General features: G+C 70.3%; 18 protein-coding genes. 12 read left to right on the top strand and 6 right to left on the bottom strand.

From position 1 onward, the window contains the following. Positions 1-272 precede the first annotated feature (272 nt). The 4 genes from ACWEV3_RS28245 to ACWEV3_RS28230 all read left to right on the top strand — a co-directional run bounded on the left by ACWEV3_RS28245 (position 273) and on the right by ACWEV3_RS28230 (position 4,568). A complete protein-coding gene (locus ACWEV3_RS28245; protein ID WP_452616784.1) occupies positions 273-1,217 on the top strand; it encodes an NAD(P)/FAD-dependent oxidoreductase in 945 nt (314 codons plus the stop codon). A gap of 246 nt (positions 1,218-1,463) precedes the next feature. Beyond that, a complete protein-coding gene (locus tag ACWEV3_RS28240) occupies positions 1,464-2,693 on the top strand; it encodes a wax ester/triacylglycerol synthase domain-containing protein (protein ID WP_452616783.1) in 1,230 nt (409 codons plus the stop codon). 29 nt (positions 2,694-2,722) lie between these two features. Further along, positions 2,723-2,944, top strand: coding sequence for an acyl carrier protein (locus ACWEV3_RS28235; protein ID WP_452616782.1), 222 nt, complete (start codon positions 2,723-2,725; stop codon positions 2,942-2,944). 1 nt (position 2,945) lies between these two features. Then, a complete protein-coding gene (locus ACWEV3_RS28230; RefSeq protein WP_452616781.1) occupies positions 2,946-4,568 on the top strand; it encodes a (2,3-dihydroxybenzoyl)adenylate synthase in 1,623 nt (540 codons plus the stop codon). Here the strand turns inward: ACWEV3_RS28230 and ACWEV3_RS28225 are convergent. From ACWEV3_RS28225 to ACWEV3_RS28215, 3 genes are all read right to left on the bottom strand, one after another. Next, positions 4,563-5,294, bottom strand: a complete 732-nt coding sequence (locus tag ACWEV3_RS28225) for a methyltransferase domain-containing protein (RefSeq protein WP_452616780.1) — start codon at positions 5,292-5,294, stop codon at positions 4,563-4,565. The genes ACWEV3_RS28230 and ACWEV3_RS28225 overlap by 6 nt on opposite strands. A 174-nt stretch (positions 5,295-5,468) precedes the next feature. Continuing rightward, entirely contained in the window at positions 5,469-6,365 is an 897-nt protein-coding gene (locus ACWEV3_RS28220; protein ID WP_452616779.1) for an alpha/beta fold hydrolase, read from the bottom strand. Between the two features lie 103 nt (positions 6,366-6,468). After that, positions 6,469-9,192: an ATP-binding protein gene (locus tag ACWEV3_RS28215; RefSeq protein WP_452616778.1), complete on the bottom strand. Its 2,724-nt coding sequence runs from the start codon at positions 9,190-9,192 to the stop codon at positions 6,469-6,471. A 184-nt stretch (positions 9,193-9,376) separates the two neighbouring features. Here ACWEV3_RS28215 and ACWEV3_RS28210 point away from each other — a divergent pair, with 184 nt between their 5' ends. The 3 genes from ACWEV3_RS28210 to ACWEV3_RS28200 all read left to right on the top strand — a co-directional run bounded on the left by ACWEV3_RS28210 (position 9,377) and on the right by ACWEV3_RS28200 (position 12,251). Further along, positions 9,377-9,892, top strand: a complete 516-nt coding sequence (locus tag ACWEV3_RS28210) for a hemerythrin domain-containing protein (protein WP_452616777.1) — start codon at positions 9,377-9,379, stop codon at positions 9,890-9,892. Between the two features lie 345 nt (positions 9,893-10,237). Further along, on the top strand, positions 10,238-11,827 hold the full coding sequence (locus ACWEV3_RS28205; protein WP_452616776.1) for an outer membrane protein assembly factor BamB family protein: 1,590 nt from the start codon (positions 10,238-10,240) through the stop codon (positions 11,825-11,827). A 127-nt stretch (positions 11,828-11,954) separates the two neighbouring features. Beyond that, the gene (locus tag ACWEV3_RS28200; protein WP_452616775.1) at positions 11,955-12,251 is read left to right on the top strand and encodes a hypothetical protein; all 297 of its coding nucleotides are present in this window, start codon (positions 11,955-11,957) and stop codon (positions 12,249-12,251) included. A 96-nt stretch (positions 12,252-12,347) separates the two neighbouring features. Here ACWEV3_RS28200 and ACWEV3_RS28195 read toward each other — a convergent pair whose 3' ends face one another. After that, on the bottom strand, positions 12,348-13,571 hold the full coding sequence (locus ACWEV3_RS28195) for an FAD-dependent monooxygenase (RefSeq protein WP_452616774.1): 1,224 nt from the start codon (positions 13,569-13,571) through the stop codon (positions 12,348-12,350). Between the two features lie 76 nt (positions 13,572-13,647). On the opposite strand from ACWEV3_RS28195, the gene ACWEV3_RS28190 reads away from it, so the two are divergent. Then, complete coding sequence (locus ACWEV3_RS28190) at positions 13,648-14,220, top strand: TetR/AcrR family transcriptional regulator (protein WP_452616773.1); 573 nt, start codon at positions 13,648-13,650, stop codon at positions 14,218-14,220. A gap of 803 nt (positions 14,221-15,023) precedes the next feature. On the opposite strand, the gene ACWEV3_RS28185 is transcribed toward ACWEV3_RS28190, so the two are convergent. Together ACWEV3_RS28185 and ACWEV3_RS28180 are read right to left on the bottom strand one after the other, a co-directional pair. Further along, complete coding sequence (locus ACWEV3_RS28185) at positions 15,024-15,539, bottom strand: putative immunity protein (RefSeq protein ID WP_452616772.1); 516 nt, start codon at positions 15,537-15,539, stop codon at positions 15,024-15,026. After that, on the bottom strand, positions 15,536-16,150 hold the full coding sequence (locus tag ACWEV3_RS28180) for a putative immunity protein (RefSeq protein ID WP_452616771.1): 615 nt from the start codon (positions 16,148-16,150) through the stop codon (positions 15,536-15,538). Before ACWEV3_RS28180 ends, ACWEV3_RS28185 begins: the two co-directional genes overlap by 4 nt. Positions 16,151-16,650: 500 nt before the next feature. Between ACWEV3_RS28180 and ACWEV3_RS28175 the strand changes: the two genes are divergently transcribed. The 4 genes from ACWEV3_RS28175 to ACWEV3_RS28160 all read left to right on the top strand — a co-directional run bounded on the left by ACWEV3_RS28175 (position 16,651) and on the right by ACWEV3_RS28160 (position 19,786). After that, positions 16,651-16,908, top strand: coding sequence for a DUF485 domain-containing protein (locus ACWEV3_RS28175; protein WP_452616770.1), 258 nt, complete (start codon positions 16,651-16,653; stop codon positions 16,906-16,908). Beyond that, complete coding sequence (locus ACWEV3_RS28170; RefSeq protein WP_452616769.1) at positions 16,905-18,455, top strand: solute symporter family protein; 1,551 nt, start codon at positions 16,905-16,907, stop codon at positions 18,453-18,455. The genes ACWEV3_RS28175 and ACWEV3_RS28170 overlap by 4 nt, the downstream gene beginning before the upstream one ends. A 138-nt stretch (positions 18,456-18,593) precedes the next feature. Beyond that, complete coding sequence (locus ACWEV3_RS28165; protein ID WP_452616768.1) at positions 18,594-19,151, top strand: nuclear transport factor 2 family protein; 558 nt, start codon at positions 18,594-18,596, stop codon at positions 19,149-19,151. Between the two features lie 17 nt (positions 19,152-19,168). Next, positions 19,169-19,786: a response regulator transcription factor gene (locus ACWEV3_RS28160; protein WP_452616767.1), complete on the top strand. Its 618-nt coding sequence runs from the start codon at positions 19,169-19,171 to the stop codon at positions 19,784-19,786. Positions 19,787-19,945: the final 159 nt, after the last annotated feature.

The raw sequence follows: 19,945 nt of genomic DNA, 5'->3' as shown, positions 1-19,945 counted from the left end.
GTGTCGGTGTGGGGTTGCGGCGACATGGCCTGGAAAGTGCTGGGGAGAGCGACGAGCGCCGTTCGCGGAACTGACCAGCGGAATCATCGTCACCACCGGTCGTGCGGAACGTCCTTGTCCTGCCCGGAGAACAGGGGCGGAAGGCGCTCGCGCGCGATGCGGCGGAGACGAGATCTCCAAGCCCTGCCACGACGCGGAATTCCGGAATCGAAGAGATGGAGCTGCCGGCCTGGCCGGGCGACGGCGCAGGCGCGGCTGCGGAGGTGGGTTCGATGGACGCGATGGATTACGACGTTGTGGTGATCGGGGGCGGTGCGGCCGGTTTGACCGGCGGGATGGTGCTCGCGCGGTCCCGTCGGCGGGTGGCCGTCGTCGATGGCGGTGAGCCCCGCAATGCACCGGCCGATCACCTGCACGGGTTCCTGTCACGGGACGGCATGCCCGCGGCGGAGCTGTACTCGGTCGGCCGGGACGAGGTGACGCGCTACGGGGGAGAAGTCATCGGCGACCGGGTGCAGGGCGTCGAACGCGGTGCGGAGCGCGGATTCGTGGTGCGCACCTCCGACGGGCGGGAACTGACGACCCGGGCGGTCCTGATGGCCACCGGCCTGCGGGACGAACTGCCCGACATCCCGGGGCTTCGCGAGCGGTGGGGCCACGACGTGCTGCATTGTCCGTACTGCCACGGTTACGAGGTGCGGGATCTGCCGCTGGGAGTCGTCGGCGGCGAGAACCGGCCGTTCACCGTGCACCAGGCGCAATTGGTGCGGCAGTGGTCGTCCGACGTGGTGTTCTTCCCGAACCGGATCGTCCTGGCGGACGAGGAGCGCGAGCGGTTGGCGGCCCGTGGCGTGCGGGTCGTGGAGGGCGACGTGGCAGGTGTTCTCGCCGACGACAACGGCGTGTGGGGCGTGGAGCTGGCCGATGGCGAGGTCGTGCCGCGGGCGGTGGTGTTCGTCGGTCCCCGGTTCGTGCCGCAGGACGGGTTGCTGAAGGGCTTGGGCTGCGAGCTGGGGGAGAACGGCTGGGTCTCCGTCGACCCCTCCGGGCGCACGAGCGTGCCGGGGGTGTGGGCGGCGGGCAACGTCATCGACAACCCTGCCCAACTGCTCAACGCCGCCGGCGCGGGCACGAGCGCCGCCATCGCGCTGAACCACTACCTGCTGGCGGAGGACGTCGAACAGGCCGTCGCGGAGCACCGTTCGAACCGTCCGTGACGAACCGGTTCTCGGCCGGGGCGTGATCGAGGATTGCCGGGCCGCGTGCCGGAAATCGGTGCGCCGGCCCGCAATTCCGCCGCGAGGCGGAGGTCGCATCGCCGGGGATCGGCAAATATGAGTCGGTTTTCGATTGTTCGTGACCTGCCGGGTGTTACTCGATGGAGGCTTGTTCGGCGAATCAGGTTGCTGCTCGATTACCGCCTGGATACACATGGATCCGGCGGAAATCGAGAAAAGGGCAGCATGGACGACTTCTTGTCAGCTACCGAAGAACTCCTGGCCGGCGGCGTCGAACCCGCCGGAGTGGCCGCGCTCTTCTCCGGCGAACCCCCGGACATGACCGAGCTGCGAGAGCGAGTGGCCGAGCGCTGGGGCCCGTTCTCCCGGCTGCGCCGGGTGCTTCCGGCACAGGAGAGCCGCCTGCGGCGCCGGCGCTGGACCGCGCTCGACAGGTTCGACCCGCGGCAGCAGGTCGTCGAAGGTGACGACCTGGAACTCGAAGCCCTCCTCAGCTCCCTCGTGGTCCAGCCGCTGCCGCGGGACATCCCGCCCTGGCGGCTGCACCTGGTGCGCCGGCCGTCGGGCGACGGATTCGCCCTGGTCCTGATCGCGCACCACGCGGTGCTCGACATGGAATCCTGCAAGATCCTCTTCTGCCACCTGCTGGACGGCCCCGCGCCCCGCGCTCGGGCCAGAACCGGCGCCGCGCCCGAATCGCCGTCCTTCCGGCGAACCGCGATGAGCACCTTGCGCAACGTGCTGGTCGGCGGGCGAAGCCTGCCCGCCGCCGATCCCGAACCGGAACTGGCCTGCGCGTCGGTCGATGCGGGACAACTGCGAGCCGTTCGCAGTGCGCTGCCAGGCGAAGGCGTGACCCCGACGGAAGCCCTGCTCGCCGCCGCGACCGGCGCCGTCCGCAGCGTGTTCGGCCGGCCGTACAACTGGCCGGGGAAGCCGGGCGAGCTTTACGCCGTGGTGCCCAAGAACCGCCGAACCGGGCAGAACGCGCAGGAACTCGGCAACATCCTCACGGGCGTGCGCGTTCCGCTGCCCGTCGCCGAGGACCGCCCGGAAGAGCGCCTGGCAGCGTGCCGGGGAGTGCTCGGTCGCGCGGACTCCGTGGACGGGGCCGCGCGGCTGCTCGACGCCGCGCTGACCCTCGGGCCCTGGGCGCTCCGCGCCGCCACCGCGCTCCTCACCTCGGCCCACTTCGCGTCGGTGCAATGCACCACGCTCCGGTGGACACCTGGCGCTTGGGCCCTCGGCGGCGCGCGCCTGCGGCGCGTGGTCGCGATGCCGGACATTCCCGCGCCTGGGACGATCAGCGTTTCCCTCGTGGGCTTCGCCGACTCCCTGAGCCTCAGCGTGCTCAGCAACACCCGCCCCGGCGACGCCCGGTCGCTGGCGGACGCCGTCGAGCGGGAGATCGCGCTGCTGGCCGGCATCGCGGCGCGGGTCGGACCGGACAGGTGACCGGAAACCCTTCGGAACAGGAGTTGGACATGCGGAACGAGGCTGCCCTGCACGAGATCCTGCAGGGACTCGGCGTGGTGGACGAGGAGATCCAGGCGGACACGCGGCTGCAAGCCGATCTGGGCCTCGACTCCACCGAGATCACCGCGCTCGAACTGGAGCTGGAGCGCCGGTTCGGCGTGCGGATCGACCTGTGGAGCGCGACGGACTTCTCCGTGGCCGACCTCGACGTCCTCATCGAAGGGCGTTGAAGTGCCCGGCATCCCGGAAGAACGCGCACGAAGCTACCGCGAGTCCGGGTGGTGGCGGCCCGAGACCGTGCACGAACTCGTTCTGCGCCACGGGAAAGGCCTTCCGCACAAGTGCGCGTTGGTGTCCGGCGACCGGCGGATGACGTACGGGGAGCTGGCCGCCGCCGTCGATCGCGCGGCCGGAGGGCTCTCGGCGCGAGCTTTGCGGCGCGGCGACACGGTTGCGGTGCAACTGCCCAACGGCATCGAGTTCGTCGTACTCCTGCTCGCCCTGCTGCGGATCGGCGCGCTGCCGATGCTCCTCCTCCCGACGCTGCGGTCGTACGAGGTCGAGCGCATCCTGAAGTTGACCGGCAGCCGCGCAATGGCCCTGCCACACCGGACGCGGCGCTTCGACCACCTCGCGATGGTCCGAGAACTCCGCCCCAGGCACCCGAACCTGGAGATGCTGCTGCTCACGGGCGAAGAACCGCCGTCCGGAAGCGACATCGTCGACCTGTCCGAACTGTGCAGGCCAAGCACTTCCGGCTGCGACGCGGCACCCATCGACCGGCCACGGCCGCAGGACGCTGCTGTGCTGCTGCTCTCCAGCGGGACTTCCGGGCCGCCCAAGGTGATCGCCCGCACGCACGAGTCCCTCGGCCACATCATCCGGACCACCTCGGCGGTGACCCGGATCGACGCGAGCACCGTGTACCTCGCGGTCATGCCCGTCGCGCACGGATTCGCCTTGTCCTGCCCGGGAATTCTGGGCGTCCTCACCGCCGGCGGGACGGTCGTGCTCGACAGCGCGGAGCACCCGCGCCGTGCGCTGCGCCTGATCGAGCAGGAGCGGGTGACCCATTTCGCTGCGGTGCCGGGTTTGCTCGGTCAGTGGTTGGCGGTGCTCGACGGGGAGCGCTTCGACACCTCAAGTCTCGTCGCGGCCCAGATCGGGGGCGCCAAGCTGGAACCCGATGCGGCGGAGCGGGCGCGTTCGGTGCTGGGGCCCGTCGTGCAGCAGGTCTACGGCATGACGGAAGGCTTGATCAACGCGACCAGGCTCGACGATCCGGCGGACGTGGTGTCCTCCACGCAGGGTCGGCCGGTCTCGGTCGCAGAGGAGGTGCTGGTCGTCGACGACGGGGGCGCACCCGTTCCGCCCGGGCAGCCCGGGCAGCTGCTGACACGAGGCCCGGCGACGATCGGCGGCTACTACCGGGACCCGACGGCCACCGAAAACGCTTTCACCGCAGACGGTTTCTACCGGACCGGCGACCTCGTCCGGCAGCTTCCGGGCGGTGATCTCCAGGTCGTCGGGCGGATCAAGAACGTGATCAACCGCGGCGGCGAGAAGATCTGCGCCGAGGAGCTGGAACAGCTCGTCCGGGAGCTGGACAACGTCGCCGAGGTCGCGGCCGTCGCCGGCCCGCACCCGATGCACGGCGAGATCGTGTGCCTCTACGTGGTGCCGGTCGGCGACGTGGTCCCGGAACTGCGGGAGGTGCGCCTGCACCTGGAATCCCGCGGAGTGGCCCGGTACAAGATGCCGGAGCGGCTGGAGCTCGTCGACGCGATGCCGCTGATCGGGATGGGCAAGCTCGACCGCGCCGCGCTGCGCGAAGCCGCGGCGGCGCGGTCATAGCCCGTTCGCGGCGGTGATCTCCAGGAGCTGGAAGGTGACCGGGGCGTTCCCGGCCCGGTTCGTCGCCCGCTGCATCTCGGTGGCGCGCAGGCCCATCAGCGACGCGAGGGCTCGCAGCCGGGCGATGTCACCGAGGCTGTTGAAGCCCAGGAACAGCCGCCCTTTCTCGGTCAGCCGCGCCAGTCCTTCCCGGAGGTAGCGGTCGTGCGCGGCGTAGCCGGCGTCGAAGATCGCCCGCTGCGTGGGAATGGTGTAGTCGAAGTCCGCCGGGGCCGGGACCACATTGGAGTTCCAGAACACCACGTCGAAGCGCTCGTCGGGGTTCAAGGCGTCGAAGATGTCGCCGCCGAGCACCCGGACCCGGTCCGCCACTCCGTGGCGGGCGGCGTTCAGCTCGGTGTTGCGCACCGCCGCCGGGACGATGTCCACTGCGGACACCGAGACGCAGCCGCGCAAGGCCGCGTTCACCGCGATCACCCCTGTGCCGCAACCGACTTCGAGGAAACTGCCGCCGTTCGGGTAAGGCAGCCATCGGGCGAACAGCTCGGTGGACGCGGTGTGGATCGGCGCGAAGACCCCCGGCAGCAGATCCCATCGGAGCCCGATCAGGTCGAACTCCGCCGGCCGGCCTTCGAGTTCGCCGTGCCGCTGCACCAGCCGCATGCCCACGTCGAACGACGATTGCTGAACGACCCCGGGCACCCGGGGCAATTCTCCCGTGGACATCTGGGAATTCTCCTAACGCACGACGGCGATTGCGATTGTTTTTTGCGTTCTTGCCCGGATCGGGCAGGAGAGGTCGGGTGGTACTCATCCTTGAGCACCACCCGGCCCGCTTCAATCATCCGAGAGCATGAAAATCGTTCCCAGCTGGCGGATTCGAGCCGCCACGCGTCGCGATCAGGAGGTGTGCGAGAGGATCGCCCGGGCGAGGAATTCGTGCACCTGCGACGGCAACGTGTGGCCCATGCCCTCGACCAGCAGCAGCTCGGCGCCCAGGATCTCCTCGGCGATCAGCGCGCCGTGGCCCGGCTTCACCGGTTCGTGGGTGCCCTCGATGACCAGCGTCGGGGCCTCGATCCGGGCGAGCGCGCCGACAGGTTCGAAGGCGGAATCGGTCATCGCGGCTAGCCGGTGGTTGGCGACCGTCGCGGGATCGCGGTCCCGGTCGAAGATGCGCTCCTCCAACCGCCGCTGCTCGTCCTCGTCGAACGGGATCGCCGGGCCGTGCAGCACCCGCGCGGTCTCGATCGCGAAGTCGATCTGCGACCGCCGGTCGGGCGCGGGCGGGTTCACCGCGGCCTTGCCGAAGTGCTCGACGAACTCCCGGGTGGGGCGGGGGAGCTCGCCCGGTTGCGGGTCCTCGCCCATCAGGGCGCGCACCAGCGTGACGCCTTCCCCGCGGCCGAGCGGCGAGGACCCGATCACGGTGAGGGACAGCACCCGCTCCGGCTGCTCGGCCGCGATCCACTGGCCGAGCAGCCCACCGGCGGAATGACCGACGATGTGCGCCCGGTCGATCCCATACGCGTCGAGCACCGCCAGGACGTCGTCCTTGATGTCGGCCCAGGTGTAGGGATCGGCCTCGAAGTCGATGGCGCTGGACTTCCCGGTGTCGCGGTGGTCGTAGCGGATGACCCGGCGCCCCGCCGCGGTGAGCCGGCCGACGAGCCCGTCCGGCCAGAGCACGCCCTGCGACATCGAGCCCATCACCAGCAGCACCGGCGGGTGGCCCGGATCGCCGAACTCCTCGGTCCACAGCTCGACGCTCCCGTTGGTGATCATGCGTTCGGTCATGCGCAGCTCCTTCGCGTTCTCGGTGAGGAGAAGCTTGGTCCAGCGCGCCACCGGTGCCATCCGTAGGACCACTGGGCACGTGCCGGCCAGTACCGGGATCGGCTCACCGGGCGGCGTTGACCAGGCGAGATAGCTCCGTGCGAGAGGCGACGCCGAGCTTCGGGTAGACCTTGTAGAGGTGGTACTCGACGGTCCGCGGGCTCAGGAAGAGGCGGGCCGCCACCTCCTTGTTGGACACGCCGTCCGCGACCAACCGCGCGATGCGCAGCTCCTGCGGTGTGAGCGTGCTCAGAGCGTCGGACTCGTGCCGGGCAGCGGACTCGCCGGCGGCGCGCAGCTCACCGTGCGCGCGAACTGCCCACGGTTCGGCGCCGAGCCGCTGGAAGGTCTCCAGCGCGGTGCGCAGCGGCAAGCGCGCATCGCCTCCCCGATGCGCGCGGCGCAGGCGTTCCCCGTAGAGGAGCGAGGTCCGGGCCTCCTCGAACGGCGAACCGCCGTCCCCCGCGTGCAGGCGCAGCGCCTCCTCGTACAGCGGAAGTCCCTCGTCAGCGCCCTCGGTGACGAGCGCACGGCAGCGGGCGAGCAGCGCCTGCGACTCCGAAGTGCGCGCGTTCGCCATCCAGCGCTCGTACGCCTCCAGCGCGGTGCGCGCGGCAGCCGGCTCGCCGCAACCGATCGCGGCCTCGACGCGGTCAGGAGTCGAGCGCAGGGTCGTGACCGGATGCCCCGCCCCAGGCCCGGCGCCCGCCATCGACTCGAAACGGCCGTGCGCCGCCGCGAAACGCCCCAGACCGAGGTCGAGGAGTCCCAGGGCGTAGGCCGCGACGCTCGCGTGCAGCCCGGCCCGGTGCGGGATCGCGATGGCCAGGGCCTCCCGGGCGTAGCGCTCGCAGTCGGCTTCCCGGCCCCGGACGGCCGCGACCACCGCGAGGTTGGCCAGGTGACCGGCGGTGGAGTTGGTGTACCCGGCGTCGCGCGCGAGCGCGAGCCCTTCCTCGGAGATCGCGGCGCCGAGGGCGAAGCGGCCGCTGATGCGCTCGGCCCGGGCCACGAACTCCAGGACCACCGGCAGCTGCCCGGTCATGCCGGAGACGCGGGCCACCTGCCCGGCGCGGATGATGTACTCGGCCGCGCTGTCGATCTCGCCCAGCTCACCGGCCGCGACGGAGGCCCACAACAGCCGGTCCGCGCGGCCGAGCCCGTCGGCGCCCGCGAGCGCGCCGCGCAGCAGCGGCACGCCCCGCTCGGCGTCGCCGGTGTGCATCGCCGCCACGCCGACGAGGATGGCCCGCAAGAACGGATCGGTGTCCTGATAGGACTCCGCGAACCGGCCGATCTGCACGGTCGCGGCGACGTCACCGACGTTGGCAGCGGCCTCGGCGGCATCGCCGAGCATCTGAAGAGCGCGGGCGGGATCGGCGTCCTTGGCACGCTGCGCGCCGTCGGTGAACACGCGCTGCGCCGCGGCGGCATCGCCCGAGCTGAGCTCGAAACGGCCGTGCAGCTGCGCGAGTTCGGCGAGCAGGCGCGGGTCGTCGGTCAGCTCGCGAGCTTCGGCCAGGCAGCTCTCCGCCCGCCCCGGCAGCCCGCCCAGCCAGGCCGCCGTCGCCGCATCGGTGAGCCGCCGGGCCCGCACCGGAGGTTCGGGCGTGAGCTCCGCCGACCGCGCCAGCGCGGCCGCCGCGTCGGCGAAACCGCCACGCGCCCTCGCCCTTTCGCCTGCCTCGGCGAGCCGGTCGGCGACCTGCGCGTCCCGCCCGGCCGTCGCGGTGGCCCGGTGCCAAGCCTGCCGATCGAGCTCCCCGGCCTCCGCCAGCGCCTCCGCAAGCGCCGCGTGCACGGCCTGCCGCTGCGCGAAGGTCGCCGCCGCGTACACGGCGGACCGGACGAGCGGATGCCGGAACCGGACCGATGAGCCCTCGACGGTGATCAGCCCGGCGGTCTCGGCCGCCTCCAGCGCGGCCGTCGAGTCGTTGCCGAGCCGGGCCGCCGCACCGAGCACCCAGCCGAGCTCGCCGGAACCTTCGGCGGCCGCGACCAGGAGCACGAGCCGCGTCGACTCGGGCAGTTCCGCCACCTGGCTGCCGAACAGCTCGACCCCGGCGCCGACCGGCAGCGGATCGGGGAGCGGCACCCGCCCGGCGAGCTGGTCGGGCGTCAGCGCCCCGGCCACCTCCCGAAGCGCCAGCGGATTGCCGCCGGTCAACGCGACCAGGCGCTCTTCCACGGCCGCCGGGGGAACAGCGGCGGAACACCCGGCGAGCAGCTCGCCGGAGCTCTTCGCGTCGAGGCCGCCGACGCGCAGTTCGGGGATGTCGCGCACGACCGGTCCAGCGCTGTCGCGGACGGCGATCAGCACCGCCACGCCGTGGGTGCGCAGCCGCCGGACCGCGAAGAGGATCGCGTCGGCCGACGCCCGGTCGAACCACTGGAAGTCGTCGATGAGGCAGAGCAGGCCACTGTCGGCGGCGGCCTCGGCCAGCAGCGAGAGAACTCCGGCGGAGACGAGGAACCGCGCGTCCTCCGCGGGCGGAGCCGCCAGTCCCAGCGCGCCCCGGACGGCATCGCGCTGCGGCTCGGGCAAGGCATCCAGCAGATCGGTCACCGGAAGCAGCAGCTGGTGCAGGGCGGCGAAGGCCAGATCGGCCTCCGGCTCGGCCCCGGTGGCCCGGAGCACGCGCATCGGCGCAGCGGCCGCGTAGTCCAGCAAGGCCGACTTCCCGGCGCCGGCCTCGCCGCGCAGGACCAGAGCCCGGCCGGTGCCGCCCCGAGCCGCGCTGGTCAGCTCGTCGATAGCGGCCTGCTCCACCGCGCGCCCGTACAACATGAGGCGATTTTCCAGCAGGTGATCGACCCGACGATCCGGAGGTACCAGGATGCGGACACGGCGACGCCGCTCGACCCCACCGGCTGACTGCGCTCGGCTCCAGACCGGCACGAGCAAGATCGCTATCGTTCGTCCAGGGGCCGCCCGCTGGGGCAACGGGGAGACGTCCGATCCGAGGAGGAGCATGGCTGGGAGTTCCGAGGCGCACAGCCGCCTCACCGCCTTCGGCTACCAGTTGATCGAGGTGCACATCTGGCTGCGCGAGCAACTGGAGGACCTCCGGGACGACGTCGACGACTACTTCGACGGCAAGGGCCTGCCGTCCCGCGACCTGCGGGCCCACTGCCTCTCCTTCTGCTCGGCCCTCACCCGCCACCACACCGGCGAGGACCGCGGCGCGTTCCCGGTGATCGCCGACGAGCACCCCGAACTCCGCAAGGTGATCTCGGAGCTGAAGACGGACCACAACCGGATCGACTGGATCCTGGGCAACCTGGAGAAGCTGCTCGGAAACCTCCCGGAGACCCCGGACCCGGCGACCGCGGCGAACGTGCGCGCGGAGCTGGAGGGCCTGTCGGCAATCATGGAAACGCACTTCATCTACGAGGAGAAGAAGCTGATCTCCGTCCTGAACTCGATGAACGTCCCAGGATGGCGAGAAGGCAAACCAGACTTCCTGCTCACCGAGGACTACGAGTAGCAGCGATGTCCAGCCGCTCGTTCTCCGCGACCGTCGCGTTGCGGCCGGGGACGGCCACGTTGCGCGTCCGCATCAGCAACCGCAGCCGCGCGCGGGGGATCAGGGCGTGCTCTGGGACTGCTGAGTGACATCCAGGAGTTCCGTCGAGGGAAAGGCGAACCGGACGGGAGTTGACCGAGGGCTGATCGACAGTGTCGGTGCCCAAGCGTGCCACCGTTTCCCCGCAACGGTTGCGGCCACTTGGCGGGGGCGTCGGCCCGGTGATCAGGTTCCTGCGGCGGATCGACGGGATCCGGCGCTGCTGCCAGGCTTGGCGGGACGTCGCGATCCAGGGGAGTGGTTCCTATGCGCCGGGCGCCCGGATGGCTGGTCGTGTTGTGCGCTGCCGTGGTTGTCGGCAGCACGGCGAGCGCCACGGCGAGCGAGGATTCGGGTAGCGGTCGAGGAGACTGGCCGAGCTGGCAGGGCGATCTCGCCGGGTCGCGGTTCAGCCGCGCGGAGCACCGGATCACGCCGGACACCGTCGGTGGGCTGAAGCTCAAGTGGGCGTTCGCGTATCCGAAAACCGAGGCGTGGGTGAAGAGCCAGCCCGCCGTGGTCGGCGATGATGTGTTCTTCGGCGGGCCGGACCAGCAGTTCTACGCGGTCGACGCCCGCAGCGGAAAGCTGAGGTGGCGGTTCGACCTGACCTCGGTGGCCCCGGGTCCGGTGGACGGGGTCGCGTTCAACGGGGCGACCGGACCGGCCGTCGCCGAGGGCAAGGTCTTCTTCGGCGACAGCCGGGGCTACGTGTACGCGCTGGACCAGCACACCGGGAAGCTGATCTGGGCGGTGGACACCGAAGACCACCCGCGCGGTTGGCACACCGGTTCGCCGCTGTACTACCAGGGCCGGATCTACCTCGGTGCCGCCAGCGCCGAGCACGGCGTCGGCCCGGATTACCCGTGCTGCACCTTCCGCGGGCACATCGACTCGCTCGACGCCGCGACCGGGGCGCTGATGTGGCGCTACCACACCGTTCCCGAACCGAAGGCCGTCGGAACCTGGCCCAGCGGCGCGACTCGTTACGAGCCCTCCGGGGCGGGTGTGTGGGGTTCGCCGGTGATCGACGAGACGACCGGCACGCTGTACGTGGGCACCGGGCAGAACTACTCGGGGAACGGCGGCGACTTCGACACGCTGCTCGCATTGGACGCCTTCGACGGCGAACTGCGGTGGAAGCAGCAGGTCACCGACGCGGACAGTTGGCGGGATCTGTGCAACGTCCCCGATTCGGAGGGCTACTGCCCCGGCCTGAAGGACAACACGGCACTGGACTTCGACCTGGGCGCGGCGCCGAACCTCTTCCCGGTGCAGGGGCGGATGCTGGTGGGAGTCGGCCAGAAGAGCGGCGTCTACCACGCCTTCGACGCGCAGACCGGTGAGGTGCGCTGGCGGCGGCAGTTGTCGGTCCCCTCGCCGCTCGGCGGGGCCACCGGCATCCAGTGGGGAAGCAGCTACGATGGCCAAAACCTCTACGTGGCAACCTATTTCGCCGAACCCGGCACCCTGAACGCCCTGGACCCGGCCACCGGAGAGGTCGTGTGGACAACGCCCAACCCGGCCAACGGCTGCGATTGGGGCGGCGCGGCGGCGTATCCCGACCAGTGCGTGCTGGCGCACACGCCAGCGGTCACGTCCAGCCCGGGACTCGTCTACGAAGGCAGCACCGACGGCAAGATGCGGGTGTACGCGGCAGGCACGGGCGAAGTGCTGTGGGAGTACGACACCGTCCGGGATTTCGTCGGCGCCAACGGGTTGATCGGACGCGGAGGCTCGGTCTCCGGCAATGGTGGCGCGGTCGTCGCCAACGGAACGCTCTACGTCCAGGCCGGGTATTACCCGATGTACCCCAGCGACCACGGCAACGTGCTACTGGCCTTCGACGTGCCCTAGAGACCGCTCCGCCGATGCATGCCGACCGCGAGCCGCAGCCCGCTGCGCGGCGATTCGGAGGACGTCGCCGTGCGCTGCGCGGCGGTGTTCAACTCGGCTGACCGCCGAAAAGGTCCTCGCCAGCGGCGTGGCGCTCGTCGGGATGGGCACCGCCCTCGCCGTCACGCCGGATCTGCCCGGCCGCTGGCGGGACGGCCGCGAGGCCGACCGGCAGCTGCGGCCGGTGACCTGGTCGGACAAGGCCCTCGCCTCGACGGCCGGCATGGCGATGCGCCGAATCGCCCGCGGAACCAAACCCACGCCCGGCACCCACCCGGCGTACGCCCTGGCCTGCGAGCAACTCCAGCAGCGAAGGGCACTGCGCCGCTACCGCGCCTGGCTGCCCGAGTCGCAGGCCACCGCGGCAGTGCGCCGGCCCGCGTGACGGGGCCGGTGGCACTTCGCCGAATAGTCGGCGAAGTGCACGTTTCTCCTTGCTGCACTTGGGATGCGAGCGATCGCCCAATGGGCCAGAAGCGCGCTAGCCGCGTCCCGGCACGGTGGGCGACATCGGGTAGTCGTCGACGGTCATGGAGTTGTGGACGCGTGCGTTCTTGGTGGTGAGGCGGAGGAGGGCGCGGCTGGGACCCGCGGGCAGGGCGGAGACCAGGCGGGCGCCCTGGACCAGTCCCCGCACGCCGAGGCGGGACGTGGGGACCAGGGTCTTCGCCGCGCTCAGCGCTGCCGCGCGGCTGCCGCGCACGTGCTCCGCCATCGCGCGCTCGTAGGCGGGGAAGGCGCGTTCGTGATCGCCGCCCGCCCGCGCCAGCTCCCCGGCGAGGACGTAGGCGCCGACGACGGCCAGGCTGGTGCTGCCGCCGACGACCGGGCCGGGGCAGTAGCCCGCGTCGCCGACGAGCGTCACCCTTCCCCGCGACCAGGTGTCCATGCGGATCTGGGTGATCGAGTCGAAGTAGAACGCCGGGGTGCGGTCGAGTTCGTCCAGCCAGCGGTCCACCTGGGGGTGGAAGCCGTCGAACGCACCGCGCAGCAGCTCCTTCTGCCGGGGCACGTCGTGGTGGTGGTAATCGAGCTCGCGCTCGCTCCGGAACAACAACAACGCCCGTGCGTCACCGAGGTGTCGTGCGCCGTACGTGCCGGCGGTGCGGCCGACGCCGACGTGGATGCGGAGCTCGCCGTCGAGACCGGGCGCATTGGGCAGGGTCAGCACACCGAAGTAGGCCCCGGCGGAGGCGCTGAAGCGGGACTCGTCGCCGAAGGCGAGCCTGCGCACGTTGGAATGCAGACCGTCCGCGCCGACGACGAGGTCGAAGCGGCGCGGTGCGGCATTCTCGAACCGCACCTCGCCGTCGGGCGAGATCGCGGTGATCGACTCGCCGAGCAGGTACTCGACGTCGTCTCGCGCGGCGTCGTTGTAGATCTCGCTCAGGTCGTCGCGCATGATCTCGACATGCCGCTCGGAGGTCGCGCTGAAGATCTTGGCGAGATCCACCCCGACGGCACGCCGGGCGCCCTCCGGGTGGAGGGTCATCCGGCTGGTGCCGGTGGCCCGCTCCTCGATGCGCGAAAGCACGCCCATCCTCTCCGAGATGTCCATCGCGGGCCGGAACAGGTCGACCGCGTGACCGCCGGTCTTGCGCAGAGCCGGCGCGCGCTCGACGACGGTGACGGAGAACCCGTGCCTGGTGAGCCAGTACGCCAGCACCGGACCGGCGACGCTGGCGCCGGAGATCAGAATCCGCATGGTGACCCCTCCTGACTTAACGGTAAGTAAGCGTACATCGATTTCTACCTACCGTTAAGTCAGATAAGGTGGAGTCGTGCCTCGTCGTCCCTCGGCCACCAAGCAGCGGATCCAGGAACTCGCCCGCGAACTCTTCGCGCGGCAGGGCGTGCAGCGGACCAGCCTGCAGGAGATCGCCGACCGGCTGGGCATCACCAAGCCGGCGCTCTACTACCACTTCTCCTCGCGTGAAGACCTGGTCCGCAGCATCGTGCAGCCGATCATCGACGAGGAAGAGGCGTTCCTGGCGGGCCAGGAGGCACTGGACGAGGTCGAGCCCCGCGCCCTGTTGGAGGGCTACTTCGACTTCCACTACCGCCACCGGGAAGAGATGGTGCTCATGCTCCGCGAGCTGACCACGCTCGCCGATCTGGGCCTGATCGACCTCGTGCTCGCCTGGCGCGGGCGGATGGTGAAGCTGCTGCACGGCCCCGAACCCACGCTGGAGCAGGCCACCCGTGCCGTGATCGCGTTCGGCGGCCTCCAGGACTGCACGATCCAGTTCGCCGACGTGCCGCAGGACGAGCTCCGCCGGGTGGCCGTGGACGGCGCCTGCGCAGCCCTGGGCATCGAGCAGCGGAGCGAGGTGAACCTCGGCGCGGACGCCTAGAGCGCGTTCGATGAGCGGGTAGCCATTCGTTGATCGCGGCGATGACCTCCTGCTGGGAGAATTGGTGCGGAGAAAGGCGAATCACGAAGTAGCGCGGTGGGCGCGCAACCCGCGCTCAGCGGCTGAGCCGGACGCTGCAGATCCGGCAACCCGGAATCGCCACCGTGCGGTGGAAACCTGCGCGTAGCTCCCGCGGGGACAAGCCGCACCGACCGGCTCGCAAGCCGTCGAAACCGCATTGATGAGATTTCGGTTCTGGCGCTTGCCCATAGCGCGTTCTCGAAGGCAGGAGCCGCAACCGAGGTGAAACCACGATCAGCGGAGTTCACCCCGCGGCGAGCCGCCCGCGCAGCTGTGGTGCGCGGGCGGCTCGTTGCGTTGTTCCACCGCCCCTACGCCCTCGACGGAGCGCAAGCGGAACAATCGCAGGACTCACCATGTCGAGCCCTGTTGACGTCCTGGACGGGGGAGGAGTCCAGGACGTACCGCGAGGATGGAACGTCACTTAGATCCTCGCTTGGGGGAAGCTAGACCTGTCGGGGGTAAATTGCACATTTGCGTTACCCACGACGGTGGTGGTATTGAGGCCGGCTTCGAGCTTCCGCCAAGTCCGTCAGCACGCAGAATCCATCCTCGCCCATCTTGACCGGGCGGTGCTCTCCGCGAGCTGCGACGCCTGCTCGACGCCGAAGGTGTCGGCGAAGGAACTCGGCACCACGCTCACCATCGGTTCGCCTGGCCGCCGCAACTGTCGCGCGGGAACTCCGACCGGGCCGGCAATCGAGGCCGTGCGAGGTCTTGCTTCAACAGTCGAACACCGACCAGCAGATATCGTTGCGCAACCTCTGGTCATCGAGTACGAGCTCGCGGATCGCCTCCGGGAGCTGATCGCGCTGCCACTGGCACTCGAGCCGCCCTGCGGCCTCGCTCAGGCCTTCTGGCGCCGCTGCCCGGGCAGCTTTGATCGCGTAGGCGGCCGCGCCGAGCTCGTGCGCGGCGACGTGGGCGACGACCCCGGCCTGACCGGCGGCGTACGCGGCATGCCGTGCGGCCCCGCGCAGGTCTCTGGCTGCCCCCATCGCATGGCCGCCCGCCGCGCGAGCCTGCATCATCTTGACCTCGCCGCGCACCCAGGCCCGGGCGTGCTCGATCGCCTGGCGCGGTCGCGGGTCCCCACGCCGGGCCGACTCGAAGAGGTCGAGGACGTGCTCTGCGCACGAGGCAGCCCATAGGGCGAGGAGATGGTGATCCGCATCGGTGAGAGTCCCGCCCCGGCGGATCGTCACGAAGCGAGGGTCCCGGACCTTCGGGAGGATCATGCCTCGCGCTCCTTCCTGCGCGCATCGGCGCGACTCCCAGCGGTGTGGCCTGGCGGCCGGTCAGCCGCCTGGCGCAGGGAACGATCCAGAGCGCTCATCAGCTGGGCGACGCGATTTCTGCCGATCGCCGCGGGCGGGTAGCGGCGGAGCACGTCGATGAGCGCCGGTGTCGCACGCTGCCGCGACTGTTCCAGCAGGGCATCTCCGATCGCGGGGTCACCGCCCGCCTCCAGCTCCCCGATGCGCGCAGCGCTCGCGGAGGCTCGCAGGATGTGGCCGATCTGACTGGCCTGGGCGATGGGGTGCAGGTATGCGGCCGATGCGGCGTCGCCGGCGGATCGCGCGGCCAGTCGCGCGGCTTCGGACGGTGCGGACCGGGCGGCTCGATGAGCGTCGAGGGAAGCGACGCGCTGCAATTTCGTCCTGTTCGCACCGTTGATGAACGCCCAGGCCGCGTCGATCGCCGCCCGGGGGCGCGGGTCGTCGGGAACGGCTTGCTCAAAGACCGGCAGGACGTCCTCTGCATGCCGGACCACGTAACGCGCCACGACGCGCAGCTCATCCATCGTCAGGTCGAAGTCCCCGGACACGGTGTGCGTGCTCTGTGCCATGTCCCTGAATCATATCCTTGAAAGCCCAGTGGAAACTCTGCGACGAATCCTCCACGCACATGCGCCGGAAACCCTCAACCGGAGATCACCTGACCCCGGCTCTCGCCGATGGGTCCCCCGGTGCGGCTCGTACGGTCAACGGAGCGCTCTGGCACGCGGTGGCTCGCACCAGCGGATGCCGGAACGGCACGCGTCCTTCGGCGAAGTGCGCCAGGTGTGCGCGTTCGGCGGGCTCTAGGTCCTAAATGGACACTCCGAGTAGGGGATTTCTTCAGGGACCGGTGTGATTCCTTCACCTGCCAGGGGGCAAACGCGCATTGTTCGCCTTCGACCAGGTCCGTAGCGTTCCGATATCGAGCTGGCTGTGTGCGCGGTCACCCGCGCATCCGCAGCGGATCCGCGAAGGAGCTGCGCGACCGCGGTCGACCAGAAGGAGAGCGGCCATGCCGTTGGAGCACTCGCATTCCCCCGCACCAAGTGCGCCCGTCCCGGAACCGTCCATGGTGGACGCACTCGCCCGGCGCCGGATGCGCCTGGTGGCCGTGTTGTCCGTGTTGATCTGCGTGGTGTTCTTCCCGCTGCCGGTGCTCGGTCAGTTCACCGGCGCGCTCGACGGCTTGACCGGTGGGGGACTGACCTGGGCCTGGATCTACGCCTTCGCGCAGTTCCCCGCCGCACTCGCCGTCGCCGCGTGGTACTCCGCGCGGGCACAGCGGCTCGACCAGGCCGTGGAGCTCGTCCGGGAGGGCCGGTCGTGAACATCCACACCGCCACGATCTTCACGGCCCTGGTCGTGCTCACCCTGGTCATCACCTACGTCGCGGCGCGGCGAAGCAAGTCGGCCGCCGACCACTTCGTCGCCGGCGGCCAGCTCACGGGCAGGCAGAACGGTGTGGCCATCGCGGGCGACTACATCTCGGCGGCGTCGTTCCTCGGGGTCACCGGGGCGATCGCGCTCACCGGGTTCAACGGCTTCTACCTCGCGGTGTTCGTCCCGGTCGCTTACGTGCTCGCACTGCTCCTGGTCGCCGAACCGCTGCGCAACCTGGGACGTTTCACCTTGGCCGACGTGTTGGCCGCTCGCTTCGGCGGCAGGGACGTCCGGGCCGTCATGGCCACCAGCACGGTGGTGGTGAGCACCCTCTACCTCGTGTCGCAGTTCGTCGGAGCAGCCCTGCTCGTGCGGTTGCTGTTCGGCCTGGACTACACCGTCGCCGTGCTTCTCATCGGTGGCCTCACCACCGTGTACACGATGCTCGGCGGCATGCTCGCCACCAGCTGGATCCAGATCGTGAAGACCACCCTCATGATGGGCTGTGCCGTCGCGCTGTTCGTGCTCGTCCTGGTCCGCTACGGCGGCAACCCGCTGGGGGTCTTCCAGGACGCGCTGGACACCTTCGGCACCGCGGCGGTCGCGCCGGACCGCAGTTCCGCCCTCGCCGGTTTCGACCAGCTGTCCCAGGTGTTCGGCCTGGTTTTCGGGGTGCTCGGGCTGCCGCACGTGATGATCCGGTTCCTCACCGTGCCGGATGCCCGCGCCGCGCGGTCGTCGGCGATCACGGCGATCTGGGTGTTCACCGCCTTCTACCTGATGATCCCGATGATCGGCTACGGCGCCGCCAAGCTCGTCGGGCGCGACGAGATCACGGCGCAGAGCCCCGCGGGCAACCTGGCGGTGGCGCAGCTGGCCGAAACGTTGGGCGGTGGCCTCCTGCTGGCACTGGTCGCCGCCGTCTCCTTCGTGACCATCCTCGCCGTGCTGTCCGGTCTGGTGATCGCCATGTCCGGGGCGATCGCGCACGACCTCTACACCCAGGTGATCAAGCGGGGTGCGGTGAGCCCGCGCGGCCAGCTGACCTCGGCGCGCATCGCGACGCTCGCGACCTCCGCGACCGGTGTGGTCCTCGCTCTGGCGGCGGAGAAGCAGAACGTGGCGTTCCTCGCGTCGCTGGCGTTCGCCGTCGCCGCCAGCGCGAACCTGCCGGCGTTGTTGCTGACCATCTACTGGCGACGGATGACCGCCCGCGCGGTGCTGTCCGGCATGGTCGTCGGGCTCGTGGCGTCGGTCGCGATCATCTTGCTCAGCCCGGCCGTGCACGGGCCGTCCGCGCCCCTCGGGTTCAGCAATCCCGCACTGGTAACGGTTCCGCTGAGCCTGCTCGTCTCGGTCGTCGTGGCCCTGGCCGCGCCTGCCCGGGGTGAAACGGCGGCCCGCGACCGGGCCACGTTCGGCGCGCTGCGCACGAAGGCCCTGACCGGTCGCAGCACTGCGGACCTTCCTGCGGCCACCGGGCAACCGACCTGAGGCGCGCACGGCCGAAGGGATAGCGGGGCCACGCAGCTTGCTGCGGCGGGGTGGGAGTCCAGCGGCGGCAACTCGGTTGCCAGGGAGTTCTCGCCGATACCGTCATCATCATGTGAACCGCGGGGAGTGGGGAGTTTCATGACCAGCGATGCCACTGTCGCCGCCTTGACGCGGCGGATCGAGGAACTGGAGGCCGAGTCGGAGATTCGCCGCCTCCAGGCCCGCTACATGTTCCTGTGCGACACGCCGAACCCGGAGTTCGGGGTGCGCGACGACGCGCACCGCATCGATCTGATCATGGAGCTCTACAGCGACGATGCGGTCTGGGAAGGCGTGGGCGAGTACTACGATGGCCAGTTCGGGCGGGCCGAGGGCGCCTCGGCGATCCGTGCGCACTTCGAGCGCTTCTGGAGCGAGGAGCGGGCCTCCGCGTTGGTGCTGAACGCCCACTACCTGACTTCGGAGCAGATCCACGTCGACGGGCACGAGGCGACCGGCCAGTGGATCCACGTGCAGCCGTGGCTGTTCTCCGACGGGAAGGCCCTGCTGCGGTCGAGCCGCCTGAACAACTCCTTCCGAAAGGTCTCCGGGACCTGGAAGATCACCCGTACGCGCACCGAGAACGTGTTCGTCGCGCCGCTGGCACCCGGCTGGGCGAGCGACCACCCGTCGACATCGGTGCTGATGAAACCGTAAGGGAGGCGGTGGCGGTCATGACAGCCTCGGACCCCGTGGTCCACATCGTCGACGACGACGAGGACCTGCGGCAGTCGCTGATCTTCCTGCTCGAAAGCGTGGGAATCCAGGCGCTGAGCTACCCGGACGCGAGCTCGTTCCTGGCCGAGTTCGACCCGGACGAGTCGGCGGTGGTCATCGTCGACATCCGGATGCCCGGGGTCAGCGGCTTCGAGCTGCAGGAGCGACTGCTGCAGCTGGGTTATCCGGCGCCCGTCATCTTCTGCTCGGCGCACGGCGACATCCCGATGTCGGTGCGGGCGATGTCGCAGGGCGCGGTCGACTTCCTGGAGAAGCCCTACCAGCCGCAGAAGATGCTGGAGATCGTGCAGAAACAGCTGCTGGAGGCGAAGCGGCGGTTCGCCGATCACACCTGCCGTCGTGACGTCCTCCGACGGCTGGACGTGCTGACGCAACGCGAACGAGAGGTGCTTCGGCTGGTCATCGACGGGTTGCCCAGCCAGCTCATCGCCCGCCGGCTGGGCACCAGCGTCAAGACCGTGGACGTCCACCGCGCCCGGATCAAGGCCAAGACCGAAGCGGACACGCTCGGCGCCCTGGTGCGGGACATCCTGCTGCACCAGATCACCGTCTGAAGCCTGCTCCCAGGCTCGTTTCGCGTGGCGGTGCGGGCGGCGGCCCCCGCGGAAGTCACGGCCGCCGCCTGGACTCCGTCCTCCGCAATTTCCATTGAAATCGAAGGTTCGATTTCAATGGAAATTGCGGACCCGCGATGCGCGGAGCCGCGGACCCGC

Source organism: Saccharopolyspora sp. NPDC003752, assembly GCF_053605825.1.
Note: the sequence above shows the minus strand (reverse complement) of the source record. Positions and strands in the feature narration are given on the sequence as shown.

What these genes read in the sequence shown, in the direction of transcription:
- ACWEV3_RS28245 (WP_452616784.1), top strand. Translation starts at nt 273, where the DNA reads ATGGACGCGATGGATTACGACGTTGTGGTGATCGGGGGCGGTGCGGCC.
- ACWEV3_RS28240 (WP_452616783.1), top strand. Translation starts at nt 1,464, where the DNA reads ATGGACGACTTCTTGTCAGCTACCGAAGAACTCCTGGCCGGCGGCGTC.
- ACWEV3_RS28235 (WP_452616782.1), top strand. Translation starts at nt 2,723, where the DNA reads ATGCGGAACGAGGCTGCCCTGCACGAGATCCTGCAGGGACTCGGCGTG.
- ACWEV3_RS28225 (WP_452616780.1), bottom strand. Translation starts at nt 5,294, where the DNA reads ATGTCCACGGGAGAATTGCCCCGGGTGCCCGGGGTCGTTCAGCAATCG.
- ACWEV3_RS28220 (WP_452616779.1), bottom strand. Translation starts at nt 6,365, where the DNA reads ATGACCGAACGCATGATCACCAACGGGAGCGTCGAGCTGTGGACCGAG.
- ACWEV3_RS28215 (WP_452616778.1), bottom strand. Translation starts at nt 9,192, where the DNA reads ATGTTGTACGGGCGCGCGGTGGAGCAGGCCGCTATCGACGAGCTGACC.
- ACWEV3_RS28210 (WP_452616777.1), top strand. Translation starts at nt 9,377, where the DNA reads ATGGCTGGGAGTTCCGAGGCGCACAGCCGCCTCACCGCCTTCGGCTAC.
- ACWEV3_RS28205 (WP_452616776.1), top strand. Translation starts at nt 10,238, where the DNA reads ATGCGCCGGGCGCCCGGATGGCTGGTCGTGTTGTGCGCTGCCGTGGTT.
- ACWEV3_RS28195 (WP_452616774.1), bottom strand. Translation starts at nt 13,571, where the DNA reads ATGCGGATTCTGATCTCCGGCGCCAGCGTCGCCGGTCCGGTGCTGGCG.
- ACWEV3_RS28185 (WP_452616772.1), bottom strand. Translation starts at nt 15,539, where the DNA reads ATGATCCTCCCGAAGGTCCGGGACCCTCGCTTCGTGACGATCCGCCGG.
- ACWEV3_RS28180 (WP_452616771.1), bottom strand. Translation starts at nt 16,150, where the DNA reads ATGGCACAGAGCACGCACACCGTGTCCGGGGACTTCGACCTGACGATG.
- ACWEV3_RS28175 (WP_452616770.1), top strand. Translation starts at nt 16,651, where the DNA reads ATGGTGGACGCACTCGCCCGGCGCCGGATGCGCCTGGTGGCCGTGTTG.
- ACWEV3_RS28165 (WP_452616768.1), top strand. Translation starts at nt 18,594, where the DNA reads ATGACCAGCGATGCCACTGTCGCCGCCTTGACGCGGCGGATCGAGGAA.
- ACWEV3_RS28160 (WP_452616767.1), top strand. Translation starts at nt 19,169, where the DNA reads ATGACAGCCTCGGACCCCGTGGTCCACATCGTCGACGACGACGAGGAC.